The 19,152-nt window shown below is 70.0% G+C and carries 11 protein-coding genes; 7 read left to right on the forward strand and 4 right to left on the reverse strand.

The window, feature by feature from the left end:
- Positions 1 to 10: 10 nt before the first annotated feature.
- From O1Q96_RS13575 to O1Q96_RS13585, 3 genes are all read left to right on the forward strand, one after another.
- On the forward strand, positions 11 to 1,057 hold the full coding sequence (locus O1Q96_RS13575) for an ABC transporter permease (protein ID WP_269248422.1): 1,047 nt from the start codon (positions 11 to 13) through the stop codon (positions 1,055 to 1,057).
- A 10-nt stretch (positions 1,058 to 1,067) separates the two neighbouring features.
- Positions 1,068 to 2,222 (forward strand): S-methyl-5-thioribose kinase, encoded by a 1,155-nt coding sequence (mtnK, locus tag O1Q96_RS13580; protein ID WP_269248423.1) that lies wholly within the window; start codon positions 1,068 to 1,070, stop codon positions 2,220 to 2,222.
- Between the two features lie 182 nt (positions 2,223 to 2,404).
- The gene (locus O1Q96_RS13585) at positions 2,405 to 5,266 is read left to right on the forward strand and encodes an NACHT domain-containing protein (protein ID WP_269248424.1); all 2,862 of its coding nucleotides are present in this window, start codon (positions 2,405 to 2,407) and stop codon (positions 5,264 to 5,266) included.
- Between the two features lie 98 nt (positions 5,267 to 5,364).
- On the opposite strand, the gene O1Q96_RS13590 is transcribed toward O1Q96_RS13585, so the two are convergent.
- The 4 genes from O1Q96_RS13590 to O1Q96_RS13605 all read right to left on the reverse strand — a co-directional run bounded on the left by O1Q96_RS13590 (position 5,365) and on the right by O1Q96_RS13605 (position 10,591).
- Entirely contained in the window at positions 5,365 to 6,990 is a 1,626-nt protein-coding gene (locus tag O1Q96_RS13590) for a glycerol-3-phosphate dehydrogenase/oxidase (protein ID WP_269248425.1), read from the reverse strand.
- 6 nt (positions 6,991 to 6,996) lie between these two features.
- Positions 6,997 to 8,535 carry a glycerol kinase GlpK gene (gene glpK / locus O1Q96_RS13595; protein WP_269248426.1) on the reverse strand — a complete coding sequence of 513 codons (1,539 nt, stop codon included), beginning with the start codon at positions 8,533 to 8,535 and terminating at the stop codon, positions 6,997 to 6,999.
- A gap of 111 nt (positions 8,536 to 8,646) precedes the next feature.
- Positions 8,647 to 9,435: an MIP/aquaporin family protein gene (locus tag O1Q96_RS13600; RefSeq protein WP_217454968.1), complete on the reverse strand. Its 789-nt coding sequence runs from the start codon at positions 9,433 to 9,435 to the stop codon at positions 8,647 to 8,649.
- A gap of 391 nt (positions 9,436 to 9,826) precedes the next feature.
- A complete protein-coding gene (locus tag O1Q96_RS13605) occupies positions 9,827 to 10,591 on the reverse strand; it encodes an IclR family transcriptional regulator (RefSeq protein WP_217454967.1) in 765 nt (254 codons plus the stop codon).
- A gap of 272 nt (positions 10,592 to 10,863) precedes the next feature.
- Between O1Q96_RS13605 and metH the strand changes: the two genes are divergently transcribed.
- From metH to O1Q96_RS13625, 4 genes are all read left to right on the forward strand, one after another.
- Positions 10,864 to 14,391, forward strand: coding sequence for a methionine synthase (gene metH / locus O1Q96_RS13610; protein WP_269248427.1), 3,528 nt, complete (start codon positions 10,864 to 10,866; stop codon positions 14,389 to 14,391).
- A 279-nt stretch (positions 14,392 to 14,670) separates the two neighbouring features.
- A complete protein-coding gene (locus tag O1Q96_RS13615; RefSeq protein WP_269248428.1) occupies positions 14,671 to 15,372 on the forward strand; it encodes an HAD family hydrolase in 702 nt (233 codons plus the stop codon).
- A gap of 433 nt (positions 15,373 to 15,805) precedes the next feature.
- A complete protein-coding gene (locus O1Q96_RS13620) occupies positions 15,806 to 17,410 on the forward strand; it encodes an ABC transporter substrate-binding protein (protein WP_269248429.1) in 1,605 nt (534 codons plus the stop codon).
- Between the two features lie 55 nt (positions 17,411 to 17,465).
- Entirely contained in the window at positions 17,466 to 19,049 is a 1,584-nt protein-coding gene (locus tag O1Q96_RS13625) for an ABC transporter substrate-binding protein (protein ID WP_269248430.1), read from the forward strand.
- The last annotated feature ends 103 nt before the right edge of the window (positions 19,050 to 19,152 follow it).

Genomic DNA, 19,152 nt, shown 5'->3' on the forward strand with positions numbered 1-19,152 from the left:
GAAGCACGCCATGACCATCACCCGGAGCACCGAGGTGCCCACCAAGGCGGCGGCCCTGCCCGCGACCTCCACCGGTCTGCGCGTCCAGAGCGCCGTCATCAAGTACGGCTTCATCTTCGTCACCGTCACGCTCTTCACGTACTTCGCGCTCAGCGAGCCGTCCTTCCGGGACTCCGCGACGCTCCTCGACACCCTCCGGTACGTCTCCGTCGCCGCGATCCTCGGCCTGGGCGTCACCCTCACCATGGCCGTCGGCGGAATGGACATGTCCGTCGGCGCCGTCGCCGGGCTCGGCGTCACGGTCGCCGCCAAGACGATGGTCACCTACAACCAGGTCGGCCTGGTGGCGATCCTCGCCGTCGTCGCGGCGGGCGCGCTCGCCGGACTGCTCAACGCCCTGCTGATCGTCGTCCTGAAGATCCCCGACATGCTGGCCACGCTCGGCACCATGTTCGTGATCCAGGGCACCAAACTCATCCTCGTCGACGGCCAGTCCATCACCCCCGGCATGACCCAGTCGGACGGCAGCACCGCACCGGGGAAGTTCACCGAGGGGTTCCTGCGCATCGACCGCGGCACGGTCCTCGGCATCCCCGTCTCGGTGCTGATCTTCGGCGCGCTCACGGTGGTCGCCTGGGTGTTCCTCGCCCGCACCCGCTGGGGCCGCGTCCTGTACGCGATCGGCGCCAACCCGGAGGCCTCCCGGCTGGCAGGCATCCGCGTCGGCGCCTACCGGGCCCTGGCCTACGTCCTGTCCGGCGTCCTCGCCTCGATCGGCGGCCTCATCCTCGCGGCCCGCATCGGCCAGGGGGACGTCTCGGCCGGAACCTCCCAGCTCCTGGAGGCGGTGGCGGTCGCCCTGGTCGGCACCTCCGTCCTCGGCCGGGGCCGCCCGAACGTCTGGGGCACCGCCCTGGGCGCCGTCCTGATCGGCATCATCACCACCGGCCTGACCATCAAGGGCCTGCCCTACTACACCCAGGACGTCGTCGAGGGCGCGGTCCTCATCCTCGCCCTGGTCTTCAGTTTCACCCTGTCCAAGCGCCGCACCGCATAAGGGAGTTCACATGGGCTACCGCATCCTGGAGACCGAGGACGTGCCCGCGTACCTGCGCGAGCGCGGCCACTGGGAGGACCTCGGTGACATCCGGGTCCGCGAGGTCTCCGACGGCAACATGAACCGGGTGTTCCTCGCGTCGAACGACGACGGCACCCACCGCCTCGCCGTGAAGCAGGCCCTGCCCTGGGTCCGGGTCGCGGGCCCCTCCTGGCCGATGAGCCCCGAACGCGCCGACGCCGAGGCCCGCGCCTACGAGCAGGTCGCCAGGGTCGCCCCGGACAAGATCCCGGTGATCCACGGCTACGACGCCGACAACCACGCCCTCGTCATGGAGGACATGTCCGACCTCGAGGTGCTGCGCACGATCCTCAACGAGGGCGGATCCTACGGCCCGGACACCTCGCGCCGGGTCGGCGAGTTCGTCGCCCAGCTCACCTTCGCCACCAGCGACTTCGGCATGCCGTCCGCCGAGCGCAAGGCCCTGATCGCGGCCTCCGTGAGCCCTGAGCTGTGCAAGATCACCGAGGACGTGGTCCTCTCCGAGCCGTACGTCGAGCACGAGCACAACCACTGGCATCCCGGATTCGACGACCTCGCCGCCGAGTTCCGCGCCGACCCCCGCCTGCGCACCGAGGTCGCCGACCTGCGCCACACCTTCATGACGTCCGCGCAGGCATTGCTCCACGGTGACCTGCACACCGGCAGCGTCATGGTCGGCGAGCGCGAAGGCGCCCCGGTGATACGGGTCTTCGACCCCGAGTTCTCCTTCGTCGGTCCGATCGGCTACGACCTCGGCCTCTACTGGGCCAACGTCCTCGTCGCCCGGGCACGGGCGCGGGCCCTCGGCACGGTCACCGACCACGCGGAACAACTCCGCCTGTCCTGGGAGGGGTTCGAGCAGGAGTTCCGCCGACTGTGGCCGACCCGCGTCGACACCTTCTTCGACGACGCCTACCTGGACCGCTTCCTGCGCCGCGTCCGGACGGACTCGGTGGGCTTCGCGGGCACCGAGATCGTGCGCCGCGTCATCGGCTTCGCCCACCTCACCGACCTGACGACCCTGCCGGACCCGGTGCCCGCCTCACGCAGCGCCCTGCTGCTCGGCCGTGAACTCATCCTGCGGCGAACGGAGTTGACGCACCCGGAGGACATCGAGGGGTGAGCGGCACGCGGCAGGCGTGGTGACGGACCCGCGGGGCGGCCGGGGCCGGTCGCGCGGGTCCCCACGCCCCCACGGAACCCGTGGCCGACCACGACGGCCGCGTCGGTCCCGGAACGGTCAACACGTGTGCCGATGCTGTGAGTTCGAGTGACGGCGAGGGCCCGGCCAGTGACAATCCGTCCATGGACACGTTACGGGGCGGCCGGGACGGACGGGACGGACAGGGCGGCCGGGACGAGTGGAAGCCACCGTCCGAAGTACGCAACATCGTGCGGGACAGCACGGTCGAGTACCTCGTCCAGGCCGGACACATCCACGGCGACCTCGTCGTCAACCTGCCACCCCCGCGCGAGCCGGTCGACACCGCCGCCGAGGAACTGGCCCGAGCCGTACGCGCCCAGTGGTCGGCCGAGGTTGCCGCCTGGGAACTCGGCGACATCGAGGGCCCGCTCGCCGTGCGGTGGCTCGCCCGCTGGGGCATCCCGGCCGCGGGCGGCACCGGAGAGAGGCCCGTGCGCAGCGACCGGCTCGGTGACGTCGCCGACACCCTCCTCGCCCTCGGCACACGCCGGCTCCTCGTGCTCGGCGGCCCCGGCTCCGGCAAGTCGACCCTGCTCGCCATGACCGTCGTGCTGCTCGCCGGGCGCCACCTCGGCGACGTGACCCGGCGCGTCCCGGGCGACCGGGGCGTACCCGTCCCGCTGCTCCTGTCCATGGAGTCGTGGCACGCCGAGACCGTGTCGTTCCGCGACTGGCTGGTCGGCCGTCTCGCCGAGGACCACCCCGGACTGCCCCGGGTGGCCGGCGCGCATCCGGCCCGCCGTCTCGTGCGCGACGGCCGCGTGCTCCCCGTACTCGACGGCCTCGATGAACTGCCCGCCCACCGCCGAGCCGCCGTCGTCCGCGAACTCAACGCCGCACCGAGGGAGTTGGGATTCGTCCTGGCCTCCCGCACACCGGAGTACCGGGCACTCGCCGTGCGGGTCGCGGGCGCCTCCGACATCGAGGCACTTCCGGTCGGGCCGCGCGACGCCGCGGTCCATCTGCTGCGCACGGCCGACGAGGAGCGGCACGAGCAGTGGGGGCCGGTCCTCGACGAACTCGCCGACCACCCCGAAGGACCGCTCGGCCGGGCCCTGTCCACGCCGCTGATGATCTGGCTCGCCCGGCGCGCCCACCGCCCGGTCCACACCGATCCGGCCCGGCTCGCCGACCACACCTGGCTGCCCACCCAGGAAGCCGTCGAGAGACACCTGATGGACGCGGTGATCCCGGCCGCCTTCGAGCCCGGCGCCCACGACACCGAGCGGCTGCACGCGCCGGGCCACTGGAATCCGGGGCGGGCCAGGGGGTGGCTCACGTTCCTCGCCCGCGAACTGGAACGCCGCCGCACCGGCGAGTTCGCGTGGTGGCGGCTGAACCGGGCCAGGGCCGCCCGGCTCCTCTCGCTGCCGACCCTGGTGGTCCTGTGCATCGTGCTCGCCGAGTCGATGATGACGGCGGTGACCTGGGTCGAGGACACCTACAGCGACTCGTACCAGCTCAACATCGAGCGGTTCGACCGGAACTACCTGTTCGGCGCCGCCGTCATGGCCACCGGCGTCCAACTCGCCACGCTCCAGTGGTTCGGCGACCGTTTCTGGGAACCGCGCCGCAGGGCCAACCCCTTCAGAACCGGTGCGGCACTGCGCTCCGCGTCCCGAGCGGCCTCCGTTCGCCGGGCCCTGGCCTCCCTCGCCATCCTCGCGGTGCCCAGCACACTGCTCCTGCTCGTGGCCCGGGGCACCTACCACGCCGACGCGTTCACGGCTCAGGCCGTCTTCGGGTTCATCGTGCCCACGATCGTGATGCTCGTGATCGCCGCGCCGGCCGACACGGTCGACGCGGTGACGCCGGACGAACTGCTGGCGGGCGAGCGTCGTGCCGCCCTGCTCACCCTCGGGGTGGTCGCCCCGCTGATCGGTCTGGGCTGCGGACTGCACAGCCTGCTGACCGACCACGGCCCGGTCGACTTCTGGGTCGCCTTCACCAAGGGCATGACGGGCGCCGTGATCGTCCTCGTGGCCCTGAGCCCCTGGTGCCTGTGGGCGGTCTCCAAGGCATGGCTCGCCGTGCTCGGCCGGGTGCCCTGGTCCCTGATGGAGTTCCTGCGGGACGCGCACGGCGGAGGCCTGCTCCAGCGGTACGGAGGTACGTACCGCTTCCGCCACCTCAGGCTCCAGGAACACCTGTCCGGCCGCCCGGCCGCCGCACCCCTGCTCCCGGCCCCGGGGCAGGGCCCCCTGCCGCCCACCGTCCCGCGGCAGGCCGCCGGTGCGGCGGGCCCGCAGGGGACCCCCGCCGCGGCCGGCCCGGACGGGACCTCAGCCGCCACCGGTCCCCGGCAGCCGTTCACGGTGAGCGGCCCCCAGCAATCCGGCCCCCGGCAATCCGGGCTCCGGCAGCCCCCGCGACCGCGTCCCGCCGAGCCGTCGCCCCGGCTCGCCGACGTCCTCGACAACCCGCCGTCCATGCGCGATGTGCCCGGGTACGCCGTCGTGTCCGACGAGCACGCGTACGTCATGAAGGGCCGCAACCGCCGCGTGCCGCTGGGCCATTGGCCGCTGTGCCTGCTCTTCATGGCGCTCGCGGCGGTGCGGATGGCCGCGACGGGCGACTGGGACAACGCGAGGGGCTGGACCAGCGTGCTGTTCTGGCCCGCTGTCGCCGCGTTCTTCAACGCGGTCGCGTTCATGCTGCCGAAGGAGCGCCGCACCCTGCGGATCGACCAGTGGGGGATCGCCGCCTCGACGGGCCGCCGCTCCGTGACGTACCCCTGGCAGGACGTCCTCGCGGTGCGCGTCCGCCAGGTGTACGCCCGAGGCCGCTACCAGCGCGTCTACGGCCCGCACGTACGGCTCGCGCCGGGTGCGCCGGAGCCGCCGCGGCTGTTCCGGGGACGGGACGGCTGGGCCCTGGTGATGGCGCTGCACGTCCGCGAGAGCATGCCCCCGGACATCGTCGAGGCCCTCGCCCGCTTCTCCGGCGGACGCTGGCAGGGCTGACTCAGAGGCAGGCGGGCAGAACAGGCGGGCGCGCACGCCGAGGGGCGGCTGCCTGCCCGGCAGCCGCCCCTCGCCCAACGCCCTGTGCCGCTTCGGGCCTACTTCTCGTCGAGCAGGGCCTGCACCTTGCCCCGCACCTCGTCGTCCGCGAGTCCGCGGATCGTCAGGGTCGTACGGCGGCGCAGCACGTCGTCCGCCGTCTCGGCCCACTCGTTGTCACGGGCGTACACGACCTGCGCCCAGATCTCGGGAGCGTCCTCGTGCACGCGCTCGGCCAGCTCCGGGTTGTCGCTCGCGAGGCGGGCGATGTCGAAGGCGAGCGAGCCGTAGTGCGTCGCCAGGTGCCTGGCGGTGTCGGCTCCCATGCGCGGGCCGGGCGCCGAGCCGTCGACCATGAGCCGGTGCGCGACCGCGCGCGGGTTGGCGACACCCGGCAGCGGCAGCTTCTTCGGCAGGGCGGAGACCGGCTCGAAGTCCTCGCCGAGCGGACGGCCCGGCAGCGACTCCAGCTGCTTCATGACGGTCCGGCCGATGTGCCGGAAGGTCGTCCACTTGCCGCCCGCGACGGACAGCATGCCGCCCCGGCCCTCGGTGACGACCGTCTCCCGCTTGGCCTTCGACGTGTCGCCGGGGCCGCCCGGAAGCACGCGCAGCCCGGCGAAGGAGTACGTGATCAGGTCACGGGTGAGCTGCTTGTCCCGGATGGAGAACGCGGCCTCGTCCAGGATCTGCGCTATGTCCTTCTCGGTGACCGAGACGTCCGCGGGGTCGCCCTCGTACTCCTCGTCGGTCGTGCCGAGCAGCAGCATGTCCTCCCAGGGGAGGGCGAAGGTGATGCGGTACTTGTCGATCGGGGTGGCCAGCGCGGCCTTCCAGGGGGAGGTGCGCTTGAGAACCAGGTGCGCGCCCTTCGACAGGCGGATGGACGGCGCCGCGTTCTCGTCCTCCATCTTCCGCAGGTGGTCGACCCACGGCCCGGTCGCGTTCAGCACGAGACGGGCGGACACACCGAACTCGTCGCCGGAGAGCCGGTCCCTGAGCTCCGCGCCGGTCACCCGGCCCCGGGTGAAGCGCAGGCCCGTGACCTCGGCGTGGTTCAGCACGGTGGCGCCGGAGTCGACGGCCGCGCGGACCGTCATCAGCGCCATCCGGGAGTCGTTCATCTGGTCGTCGCCGTACACGGCCACGGCCTTCAGATTGTCCGTACGCAGCTCGGGCACGTCCTGCGCGGCCTTCGCGGGCGACAGCAGATGGCCGACGCCGTCACCGAAGGCCGACAGGGCCGAGTACGCGAACACACCCGCGCCCAGCTTCGCTGCGCCGTGCGGCCCGCCCTTGTACACGGGGAGGTAGAACGTGAGCGGATTCGCCAGGTGGGGGGCCACCTGACGGGAGACCGCACGGCGCTCGAAGTGGTTCTCCGCCACCAGCTTCACCGCGCCGGTCTGCAGGTAGCGCAGACCGCCGTGGAGAAGCTTGGAGGAGGCGGAGGAGGTCGCGCCGGCGAAGTCGCCGGCGTCGACCAGGGCCACCCGCAGGCCCGACTGAGCGGCATGCCAGGCGGTGGAGATGCCCAGGATCCCGCCACCGATCACCAGGAGGTCGTAGGTCGCCTTGGACAACTGCTCGCGGGTCTCGGCGCGGCCCACTGCCTTCACGGTGAACGCGGCGGAGCCGCCCGCCGGGTGCGTCCCAAGAGCCGGGACACTCTGCAGGGTGGTCATTGCGAATTACTCCTCGTCCTCGATCCAGCCCATGGTCCGCTCGACGGCCTTGAGCCAGCTCTTGTACTCACGGTCACGGGTTTCCGCGGCCATGTTCGGGGTCCATTCCGCGGCCCGGCGCCAGTTGGCGCGCAGGTCCTCGGTGTTGGTCCAGAAGCCGACGGCGAGACCGGCGGCGTAGGCGGCGCCGAGGCAGGTGGTCTCGGCGACCATCGGGCGCACCACGGGGGCGTCCAGGACGTCGGCCAGGGTCTGCATCAGCAGGTTGTTGGAGGTCATGCCGCCGTCGACCTTGAGGGCCGTGAGCTCGACGCCGGAGTCCTTCGTCATGGCGTCGCTGATCTCACGGGTCTGCCAGGCCGTGGCCTCCAGGACGGCGCGCGCGATGTGCGCCTTGGTGACGTACCGGGTCAGGCCGGTGATCACACCGCGGGCGTCGGGACGCCAGTACGGGGCGAACAGACCGGAGAAGGCCGGCACGAAGTATGCGCCGCCGTTGTCCTCGACCGACAGCGCGAGGGTCTCGATCTCGGCGGCGGACTTGATCAGGCCCATCTGGTCGCGCATCCACTGGACGAGCGAGCCGGTGACGGCGATGGAGCCCTCGAGGGCGTAGACCGGCTTCTGGTCACCGATCTGGTACCCGACGGTGGTCAGCAGTCCGCTGTACGAGTTGATGAGCTTGTCACCGGTGTTCATCAGCATGAACGTGCCGGTGCCGTACGTGGACTTGGCCTCGCCCTCGGAGAAACAGGTCTGGCCGAAGAGGGCCGCCTGCTGGTCACCGAGCGCGGAGGCGACGGGGATGCCGCCGAGCAGGTCGCCGAGCTTGCCGCCGGTGATCTCGCCGTACACCTCGGCGGAGGAGCGGATCTCGGGCAGCATCGCCAGCGGGACACCGATCGACTCGGCGATCTTCTCGTCCCACTGCATGGTGTGCAGGTTCATCAGCATCGTGCGGGAGGCGTTGGTGACGTCGGTGACGTGCCGGCCACCGTTCACACCGCCCGTCAGGTTCCAGATGACCCAGGAGTCCATGGTGCCGAAGAGGATGTCGCCGGCCTCGGCGCGCTCGCGCAGGCCCTCGACGTTGTCGAGCAGCCAGCGGGCCTTCGGGCCGGCGAAGTACGACGCGAGCGGCAGGCCGGTCTCGCGGCGGAAGCGGTCCTGGCCGACGTTGCGGCCGAGCTCGCGGCAGAGCGCGTCGGTGCGGGTGTCCTGCCAGACGAGGGCGTTGTGGACGGGCTCACCGGTGTTCTTGTCCCACAGCAGCGTCGTCTCGCGCTGGTTGGTGATGCCGATGGCCTTGATGTCGTCACGGGTGATGCCGGCCTTCTCGACGGCACTGGCGACGACCTCCTGGACGTTGGTCCAGATCTCGGCGGCGTCGTGCTCGACCCAGCCCGGCTTCGGGAAGATCTGCTCGTGCTCCTTCTGGTCGACGGAGACGATCCGGCCGTCCCGGTCGAAGACGATGCAGCGGCTGGAGGTGGTGCCCTGGTCGATGGCGGCGATGAACGGGCCGGCGGTGTGCGCGTCGGTCACGGTGTGCTCCTGAAAGTCCGTGGATAAGAGGCTGGCTTACGGCGGATTGCTTCCGGCCCCGAGCCGACGTACGCGCTGGGCGGACGTACGGCTCGAAGCGGACGTACGGCTCTAAGCAAAAGCGACGTTGTAGAGGCCTGCGGCGATCGCTCCGCCGATCAGCGGACCCACGACGGGGACCCAGGCGTAGCTCCAGTCCGAACCGCCCTTGTTGGGCAGGGGCAGCAGGGCGTGCACGATGCGCGGACCGAGGTCACGGGCCGGGTTGATCGCGTACCCCGTCGGGCCACCGAGCGAGAGACCGATGCTGACGACCACGAGGGCGGTGATCAGCGCGCCCAGGGTGCCGAGACCCTTGCCGCTGTCGTTGAGGCCCTGCGTGAGGACGGCGAGCACCAGCACGACCGTGCCGATGATCTCCGTGGCGACGTTCTGCCACGCGACCCGGACCTCCGGGCCGGTGGAGAAGACGCCGAGCACCGGGCCGGCCTTGGCCTCCCGCGCCTCCACGGACTTGGTGTCCTGCGTACCGGGGCCGCCCACGATCTCGCGGTCGGTGAGGTGTGCGAGGAACTGTCCGTAGTACGCGACCCACACGAGCGCCGCACCGATCATGGCGCCGAGGAGCTGGCCCGACCAGTAGGTCAGGACGTTGCTCCAGGCGTCGTCCTTGATGGCGATCGCGAGGGTCACGGCCGGGTTCAGATGGGCGCCGGAGAGAGGCGCCGATGTGTAGACGGCGGTCAGCACCGCGAAGCCCCACCCGAAGGTGATGGCGAGCCACCCGGCGTTGCGCGCCTTGGAGGCCTTCAGCGTGACGGCGGCGCACACGCCACCGCCGAGCAGGATGAGTATGGCGGTACCGATGGTCTCGCCGATGAAGATGTCGGAGCTGGACACCCGCGACTCCTTTGTCCTTCGTCCAGGGGAAGCCGAACCCCGGGTCCCTCCGGTGGTCCGCGACCTCAGGTGAGGTCGTTGCCGGCCCGTGGCATTGTCACACTCTAACGCGTATTGCCGGTAGGTGTTCGACAATGCCGACCGATGGACGCGAGTCTCGCTCCGCCGTTACCACCTCGTCAAGGCCTCTGTTATCGAAAGCGCGATCGTTATTGATTGCTGTGACCTATCGATCGCGAGAACGGGCGCGCACCGCGTCCGAGCAGGCACGTCCTGTGGCCGGCGGGGCACGGAGAAGGCCGGTACGTCATCGACGTACCGGCCTTCTCCCCGCGATCCCGGGCGCGGACTCCCGGGCGTCCCCAACGGGCCCGGACCGCGCGGACGGACCTCAGAACCGCCCGGCGCCCAGATCCCTGGACACCGCGCGGGCACAGTCGCGAACGGCGGCGATCAGCTCGGGACGCAGTTCGCCGTCCTTGCAGACGCGCTCCACCGCCCCCGTGACGCCCACCGCGCCGACGGGCATCCGCCGCTGGTTGTGGATCGGCGCGGCCACCGAGGCCACCCCCGTCCAGGTCTCCTCGACGTCGTCCGCGTACCCGCGCGCCCGGGTGAGGTCGAGGACGCCCTCGAACGCCTCGGGCGCGATCGTCGTGCGCACCGTGAACTCCTGGCGCTCGGCCTCCAGCACCTCACTGTGCGCCACCGGGTCGTAGGCGGACAGGACCTTGCCCAGGGCGGTGGAGTGCAGCGGCTGCATGGCCCCGACCTCCAGCACCTGCCGGCTGTCGTCGGGCCGGAACACGTGGTGCACGATCAGTACGCCCTGCTGGTGCAGTACTCCCAGGTAGACGCTCTCACCGCTGGAGCGGGCCAGGTCGTCGGTCCACACCAGGGCGCGTGCCCGCAGTTCGTGCACATCGAGATAGGTCGTCCCGAGACGCAGCAGCTCCGCGCCCAGCTGGTAGCGGCCGGAGGCGCCGTCCTGCTCGACGAAACCCTCCTGCTGCAGCGTGCGCAGTATCCCGTGGGCCGTGCCCTTGGCCAGGCCCAGCGACGAGGCGATGTCCGACAGGCCGAGCCGCCGCTCCCCGCCCGCGAGCAGCCGCAGCATCGCGGCCGCCCGTTCGAGCGACTGGATGTTCCGTGCCATCGCCGTCCTGCCCTCCGTCCCCTTGGACCGTCGGTCGGCGCTTCGCTCCCACCGTTCGGCAATGCCGAACATTACCGGTCGCGGTCGACCTCCCGCTAATGGGTGGTCGTGAGGAGTTTGCGAACGCGTCCCGGCCGGTGCCGGGTACGGATCGTCCGTCCGTCCCGTGGACGCCCCTGACCCCCGGGCCCCACCGCGGGCTACCCTGACGGCGTGTGCCTTCCATGAGAAGCGCAAAGCCGACAGCCGTCGCACTCCAGGGAGCATCTTCCATGGCCTCGTTGCCGAACCCGTCCCTTCCGTCCGACTCCGCCTACAGCCGGACCCGAACAGACGCCCTTCGCGAGGCGCTCGCCACCCGGGTGGTGGTGGCAGACGGCGCGATGGGCACGATGCTCCAGGCGCAGGACCCGACCCTCGAGGACTTCGAGAACCTCGAGGGCTGCAACGAGATCCTGAACCTCACGCGCCCCGACATCGTGCGCTCCGTCCACGAGGCGTACTTCGCCGTGGGCGTCGACTGCGTCGAGACCAACACCTTCGGCTCGAACCACGCGGCCCTCGCCGAGTACGACATCGCCGACCGCGTCTACGAGCTCTCCGAGTCCGGTGCCCGCATCGCCCGCGAGGTCGCCGACGAGTTCACCGCCTCGACCGGACAGCAGCGCTGGGTCCTCGGCTCCATGGGCCCCGGCACCAAACTGCCGACGCTCGGTCACGCCCCGTACACGCTCCTGCGGGACGCCTATCAGCGGAACGCCGAGGGCATGATCGTCGGCGGCGCCGACGCGCTGCTCGTGGAGACCACCCAGGACCTCCTGCAGACCAAGGCGTCCGTGCTCGGCGCCCGCCGGGCCCTGGAGGCCCTCGGCGCCGACCTGCCGCTGATCGTCTCCGTGACCGTCGAGACCACCGGCACCATGCTTCTCGGCTCGGAGATCGGCGCCGCGCTCACCGCACTCGAGCCGCTCGGCATCGACATGATCGGCCTCAACTGCGCCACCGGGCCCGCCGAGATGAGCGAGCACCTGCGCTACCTGGCCCGCCACTCCCGGATCCCGCTGTCCTGCATGCCGAACGCGGGCCTCCCGGTCCTCGGCAAGAACGGTGCCCACTACCCGCTGACCCCGCCCGAACTGGCCGACGCCCAGGAAACCTTCGTCACCGAGTACGGCCTCTCCCTGATCGGCGGCTGCTGCGGCACGACCCCCGAGCACCTGCGGCAGGTCGTCGAGCGGGTACGGGACCTGACGCCGGCGCCCCGCACCCCGCGCCCCGAGCCGGGCGCCGCCTCGCTCTACCAGACCGTGCCGTTCCGCCAGGACACCGCGTACATGGCGATCGGTGAGCGCACGAACGCCAACGGTTCCAAGAAGTTCCGCGAGGCCATGCTGGAGGGCCGCTGGGACGACTGCGTGGAGATGGCCCGCGACCAGATCCGCGAGGGCGCGCACATGCTCGACCTGTGCGTGGACTACGTGGGCCGCGACGGCGTCGCCGACATGGAGGAACTGGCCGGCCGCTTCGCCACCGCCTCCACCCTGCCGATCGTGCTCGACTCCACCGAAGTCCCCGTGCTCCGCGCCGGTCTGGAGAAGCTCGGTGGCCGCGCGGTCATCAACTCGGTCAACTACGAGGACGGCGACGGCCCCGAGTCCCGGTTCGCGAAGGTCACGAAGCTCGCGCAGGAGCACGGCGCCGCGCTGATTGCCCTGACCATCGACGAGGAGGGCCAGGCCCGCACACCCGAGACGAAGGTGGCGATCGCCGAGCGGCTCATCGAGGACCTCACCGGCAACTGGGGCATCCACGAGTCGGACATCCTCATCGACACCCTGACCTTCACCATCTGCACCGGCCAGGAGGAGTCCCGCGGCGACGGCATCGCCACGATCGAGGCGATCCGACGGCTCAAGGAACGCCACCCGGACGTGCAGACCACGCTGGGCCTGTCGAACATCTCCTTCGGCCTGAACCCGGCCGCGCGCGTCCTGCTCAACTCGGTCTTCCTCGACGAGTGCGTCAAGGCGGGCCTCGACTCGGCGATCGTGCACGCCTCCAAGATCCTGCCGATCGCCCGCTTCGACGAGGAGCAGGTCACCACCGCCCTCGACCTCATCTACGACCGCCGCCGCGAGGGCTACGACCCGCTGCAGAAGCTGATGGCCCTCTTCGAGGGCGCCACCACCAAGTCCCTCAAGGCGGGCCGGGCCGAGGAACTGGCGGCCCTGCCCCTGGACGAGCGCCTCAAGCGGCGCATCATCGACGGCGAGAAGAACGGCCTCGAACAGGACCTGGAGGACGCCCTCCGGGAGCGCCCCGCCCTCGACATCGTCAACGAGACGCTGCTGGACGGCATGAAGGTCGTCGGTGAGCTGTTCGGCTCCGGCCAGATGCAACTGCCGTTCGTGCTCCAGTCGGCCGAGGTCATGAAGACCGCGGTCGCCCACCTGGAGCCGCACATGGAGAAGACCGACGACGAGGGCAAGGGCACCATCGTGCTCGCCACCGTGCGCGGCGACGTGCACGACATCGGCAAGAACCTCGTCGACATCATTCTGTCCAACAACGGCTACACCGTGGTCAACCTCGGCATCAAGCAGCCCGTCTCCGCGATCCTGGAGGCCGCCAAGGAACACCGCGCGGACGTCATCGGGATGTCCGGACTGCTGGTCAAGTCCACGGTGATCATGAAGGAGAACCTGGAGGAGCTCAACCAGCGCAAGCTGGCCGCCGACTACCCGGTGATCCTCGGCGGCGCCGCCCTGACCCGGGCGTACGTCGAGCAGGACCTGCACGAGATCTACGAGGGCGAGGTCCGCTACGCACGCGACGCGTTCGAGGGCCTGCGCCTGATGGACGCGCTGATCGCGGTCAAGCGGGGCGTGCCCGGGGCGAGCCTGCCGGAGCTGAAGCAGCGCCGTGTCAGGGCCACCGCCCAGGCCGTCGTCGAGGAACGCCCCGAGGAGGGCGCCGTCCGCTCCGACGTGGCCACCGACAACCCCGTGCCGGAGCCGCCCTTCTGGGGCACCCGTGTCATCAAGGGCATCCAGCTCAAGGAGTACGCGTCCTGGCTCGACGAGGGCGCGCTGTTCAAGGGCCAGTGGGGCCTCAAGCAGGCCCGCACGGGTGACGGGCCGACGTACGAGGAGCTGGTGGAGACCGAGGGCAGGCCACGGCTGCGCGGCCTCCTCGACCAGCTGCAGACCGGGAACCTGCTGGAGGCGGCCGTCGTCTACGGCTACTTCCCGTGTGTGTCCAAGGACGACGACCTGATCCTCCTGGACGAGCAGGGCAACGAACGGACCCGCTTCACCTTCCCGCGCCAGCGCCGCGGCCGCCGGCTGTGTCTGGCCGACTTCTTCCGGCCCGAGGAGTCCGGCGAGACGGACGTCGTGGGCCTCCAGGTCGTCACCGTCGGCTCCCGGATCGGCGAGGAGACGGCGAAGCTCTTCGAGTCGAACTCCTACCGGGACTACCTCGAACTGCACGGTCTGTCCGTCCAGTTGGCCGAGGCGCTCGCCGAGTACTGGCACGCGCGCGTGCGTTCGGAGCTCGGCTTCGCCGGGGAGGACCCGGCCGAGGTGGAGGACATGTTCGCGCTGAAGTACCGCGGCGCCCGCTTCTCGCTCGGCTACGGAGCCTGCCCGGACCTGGAGGACCGCGCCAAGATCGCCCGCCTCCTGGAGCCCGAGCGGATCGGCGTCCACCTCTCCGAGGAGTTCCAGCTCCACCCGGAACAGTCCACCGACGCGATCGTCATCCACCACCCGGAGGCGAAGTACTTCAACGCGCGGTGAGCCGGGGTCCACGTGCTCCGTGGGGCGCCCTCGAGGGCGCCCTGCGAGGCCGCGGGGTACTGACCGGGCAACCCACCCCGGCGGGGCTGCGCCGACCGACGGACACAGCGCCTGCCTGGGCCCTCCACGGCCCCTCCCGAAGGCCCTCAGGCCCTCGCAGAGGGGTCTCGGCCGTTCCAACAGGCACTTCCTTCGGCGGCGACGTACACTTGTCGGTCCAGTGCAGGCCGGTTCCCTTCTGGGGGCCGGCCTTCTCGTCCCTCACGGAGGTGCGCCTATATGACCAGTACGGTCCCCGCACTAGGTACCCAAACGGCCGAGGGCTCCGCACTCCAGGCCGTGCTGCTCGACATGGACGGCACCCTGGTCGACACCGAGGGCTTCTGGTGGGACGCCGAGGTCGAGGTGTTCGCCCGGCTCGGCCACGCGCTGGACGACTCGTGGCGCCACGTGGTCGTCGGCGGCCCCATGACGCGCAGTGCCGGCTTCCTCATCGGGGCCACCGGCGCCCGCATCCCCCTCGCCGAGCTCATGGTGCTGCTCAACGACGGGTTCGAGGACCGTATCGGCCGGGACCTGCCGCTCATGCCGGGCGCCGCGAGACTCCTGGCCGAGCTCGCCGCCCACCGGATCCCCACGGCGCTGGTCTCCGCCTCGCACCGCCGCATCATCGACCGCGTCCTGGTGGCGCTCGGTGCCCAGAACTTCGCCCTGACCATCGCGGGCGACGAGGTGGCGCGCACCAAGCCCTTCCCCGACCCGTATCTGCTCGCGGCCGCCGGGCTCGGCGCGGACCCGGCCAGGTGCGCGGTCATCGAGGACACCGCGACAGGAGTGGCCGCCGCCGAGGCCGCGGGCTGCCACGTCGTGGCCGTGCCGTCGGTGGCACCGATCACTCCGGCCGCCCGGCGCACCGTCGTGACCTCCCTGGAACAGGTCGACCTGCCATTTCTACGAGGCCTGATGACGGAAAAGCGCTAATCGTTCACCCACGGTGCACGAATGAATGCCGAAAAACTGCATGGCCACAGCACCGGAATAATTCGACAGTCGTCCGCGCGCCTTGGATGGCTGAATTGCGGCGCTCCCCGGACCAGTTGGGAGTGTGAGCTTTACCACTCCGCGGGGGGTCGACAGGGGGGCTACGGTGTGGCTGGGGCGTCATTTCGCGGGTGTGGGGCGCGCCCTTGTGTCCCGATTCATGGAACGCTGTACGAAACATTCCGCTGTCGGTCTTTCGGTGCGTCCGCACCTGGTTTCGCAGCGTGATGGGAACTCAACTCCGGTACCTGTGAACGGTCCTGCCGGTGCGGACTAATCTCATCGCGAGAACATCGCCGTAACCCCCGTGACCCGACCGCAACACCCCGGCCTGCCGGGCCCGCGGGATCGACAGCTCTGGAGAACCTCGAGCATGAACCGCAAGCCTTTGGTGCTGCCGGCCGTGATCGGTCTGCTCGTCCCGGTCCTCGCCGCGTGTGGGGGTTCCGACAGCGGGGGCGGTGGCGGCGACGCCATCGTCGTCGGTACCACCGACCGGTTCACCGCCGCGAAGGACGCCCCCGCACCCCTGGACCCGGCCTTCGCGTACGACGTCGGCACGTGGAACATCCTCCGCCAGACGGTGCAGACGCTGCTGGTCGCGCCCAACGGCGGCGGCGACCCGACGCCGGAGGCCGCCGAGGAGTGCGGCTTCACCGACTCGGGCAACGAGCGGTACGCCTGCACCCTGCGCAAGGACCTCAAGTTCTCGAACGGTGACAAGGTCACCGCGGAGGACGTGAAGTTCTCCATCGACCGTGCGATGCGGATCAAGGCCGACACCGGTGTCTTCGCCCTGCTGTCCACCGTCGACACCGTCGAGACCAAGGGCGACCGAGAGGTGATCTTCCACCTCAACACCGCCGACGCCACCTTCCCGTTCAAGCTGTCCACGCCGGTCGCGGGCATCGTCAACCCCGACGACTACGACAAGAACAAGCTGCGGGACGGCTTCGACGTGAGCGGCTCCGGCCCCTACACCCTTGAGGCCGAGGTCAAGGACAACGAGATGGTCAAGGCCGTCTTCAGCAAGAACCCCAATTACCAGGGCACTTCGAAACTCAAGAACGACAAGGTCGAGCTGCGGTCCTTCGAGGCGACCGGCGCCATGGGCACCGCGCTCGAAAAGGGCGACATCGACATGATGACCCGCACCATCTCGCCCGCGCAGATCAAGAAGCTCCAGAACGACACGGAAACCGATGTCGACCTGATCGAGCAGCCCGGTCTGGAGATCCGCTACCTCGGCTTCAACACGGACGACCCGTCGGTGAAGACCAAGGCGGTCCGCCAGGCGATGGCGCAAGTCATCAACCGGGGCGAGCTCACCTCCGAGGTGTACGGCTCCGGCGCCGACCCGCTGTACTCGATGGTCCCGGCCACCGTCACGGGGCACGCCAACTCGTTCTTCAACAAGTACGGCGACCCGAGCGTCTCCAAGGCCAAGGAGCTGCTGTCCAAGGCGAGCATCACCACGCCGGTGAAGCTGACGCTGCACTACACGGACGACCACTACGGCCCGGCCACCAAGGAAGAGTTCGAGGTGCTGCAGAAGCAGCTCAACGACAGCGGCCTCTTCAAGGTGGGCATCGAGGGCGAGAAGTGGGAGACCTTCCGCCCGAACGAGCAGAAGGGCGACTACGAGGTCTACGGCATGGGCTGGTTCCCCGACTTCCCCGACGCCGACAACTACCTCGCGCCGTTCCTCGACAAGGACAACACCATCGGCTCGCCCTACACGAACGAGACGATCCGCGGCGTCCTGATCCCCGAGTCCCGCCGCGAGGCCGACCGCCTCACCGCGTCGAACAGCATCGAGGAGATCCAGAGCATCGTCGCCGAGGACGTCCCGGTCCTGCCGCTGTGGCAGGGCAAGCAGTACATCGCCGCACAGGACGACATCACCGGTGCCGAGTACGCGCTCAACTCGTCCGCGACACTCCAGCTGTGGGAGCTCGGCCGCGGAGTGGGCGGCTGACGTTCGCAGAGGACGTCACCGACCCGATCCGAGAACAACGACAAGGCTCACGCGCGTGAACATGCGAACCAAGTGGCCGGTCCTGCCTGTCATGGCGGGACTGTCCGCAGGACTGCTGACCGGATGCGGCTCGGAGACGGGCTCCGCCGGCGGCAGTGACACCGACATCGTCGTGGGGATGACCGACGACGTCCTGGCCACCGATCCGGCCTCCGGCTACGACCCGGGCTCCTGGCTCCTGTTCAACAACGTCTTCCAGTCGTTGCTCAGCTTCCCCAAGGGCGGCACCGAGCCGGTGCCGGAGGCCGCCAAGGAGTGCTCCTTCACGGACGCGGCGGCCAAGGTCTTCGAATGCACCCTGCGCGACGGGCTGCGGTTCAGCAACGGTGACGAGCTGACCTCGCGGGACGTGAAGTTCTCCTTCGACCGCATGCTGAAGATCGACGACGCCGACGGGCCCGCGATCATGTTCCCCATGCTGGACAAGGTGGAGACCCCCAACGACAAGAAGGTCGTCTTCAAGCTCAAGGTCTCCGACGCCACCTTCCCGAGCAAGATCGCCTCGGGTGCCGGTTCCATCGTCAACCGCCGGGAGTACTCCGCCGACGGACTGCGCGAGGACGGCGAGGCCGTCGGCTCAGGCCCGTACAAGCTGGAGTCGTTCGGCGAGGACGAGGCCGTCTTCTCGGTCAACGAGAACTACGAGGGCACCGCGAAGACGCGCAACTCCGGCGTGGTCCTCAAGCTCTTCCACGGCGACCGGTCCGGCCTGAAGAAGGCCGTCGTCGACAACGAGGTCGACCTCGCCTACCGAGGACTGGCCGCCCAGGACATCGCGGAGATCGAGGCGGACGCCTCCGGCAGCCAGGACATCGACGTCGTCGAGGGCTCCAGCGCCGAGGTGCAGCACCTGGTCTTCAACATGGACGACCCGGTGGCGGGCCGGCTGGGTGTCCGCAAGGCCATCGCCCACCTGCTCGACCGCAACGCCCTCATCGACAAGGTCTACAAGAACACCGCGACCCCGCTGTACTCGATCATCCCGGCCGGCATCACGGGCCACAACACGGCCTTCTTCAACGCCTACGGTGCGAGCCCCTCGCGCGCCAAGGCCGAGGCCGCGCTGGCCGCCGACGGCATCACCGACAAGGTGAAGCTGACCCTGTGGTCGACGCCGACCCGCTACGGGCCGTCCACGGACGAGGAGTTCAAGGCGATAGCCGGGCAGCTCAACGACAGCGGCCTGTTCGACGCGAGCGTCAGGTCCGTCTCCTACGACCAGTACGAGAAGGGCATCGAGGCAGGCGAGTACGGCGTGTACGTGAAGGGCTGGGTGCCCGACTACCCGGACCCGGACAACTTCACGGCCCCGTTCTTCGGCAAGGGCAACGTGCTGGCCAACAACTACACGAACAGCACGGTCACCGGGCGGCTCATCCCCGAGACCGCCGCCCAGAGCGACCGCTCGTCGACCCACCAGCAGTACGGCGAACTCCAGGACATCGTCGCCGAGGAGGTCCCGGTCATCCCGGTCTGGCAGGCCAAGCAGTACGCGGTCGTCCGCGACAGCGTGTACGGCCTGGAGTACTGCCTCGACGCCTCGACCGTGTTCCGCTTCTGGGAGATCAGCAAGAACTGACCGCCCCCACACGGATCGCCCGCGTTCGTGAGACGAGAAATGGCTGCCCCCCTTCGAAGGGGGGCAGCCATTTCTCATGGTGCTGTGCTCGGTGGTGCCGTGC

Origin of the sequence: Streptomyces aurantiacus, from assembly GCF_027107535.1 — a bacterium.
In the GTDB taxonomy this organism is placed as follows: Bacteria; Actinomycetota; Actinomycetes; order Streptomycetales; family Streptomycetaceae; genus Streptomyces.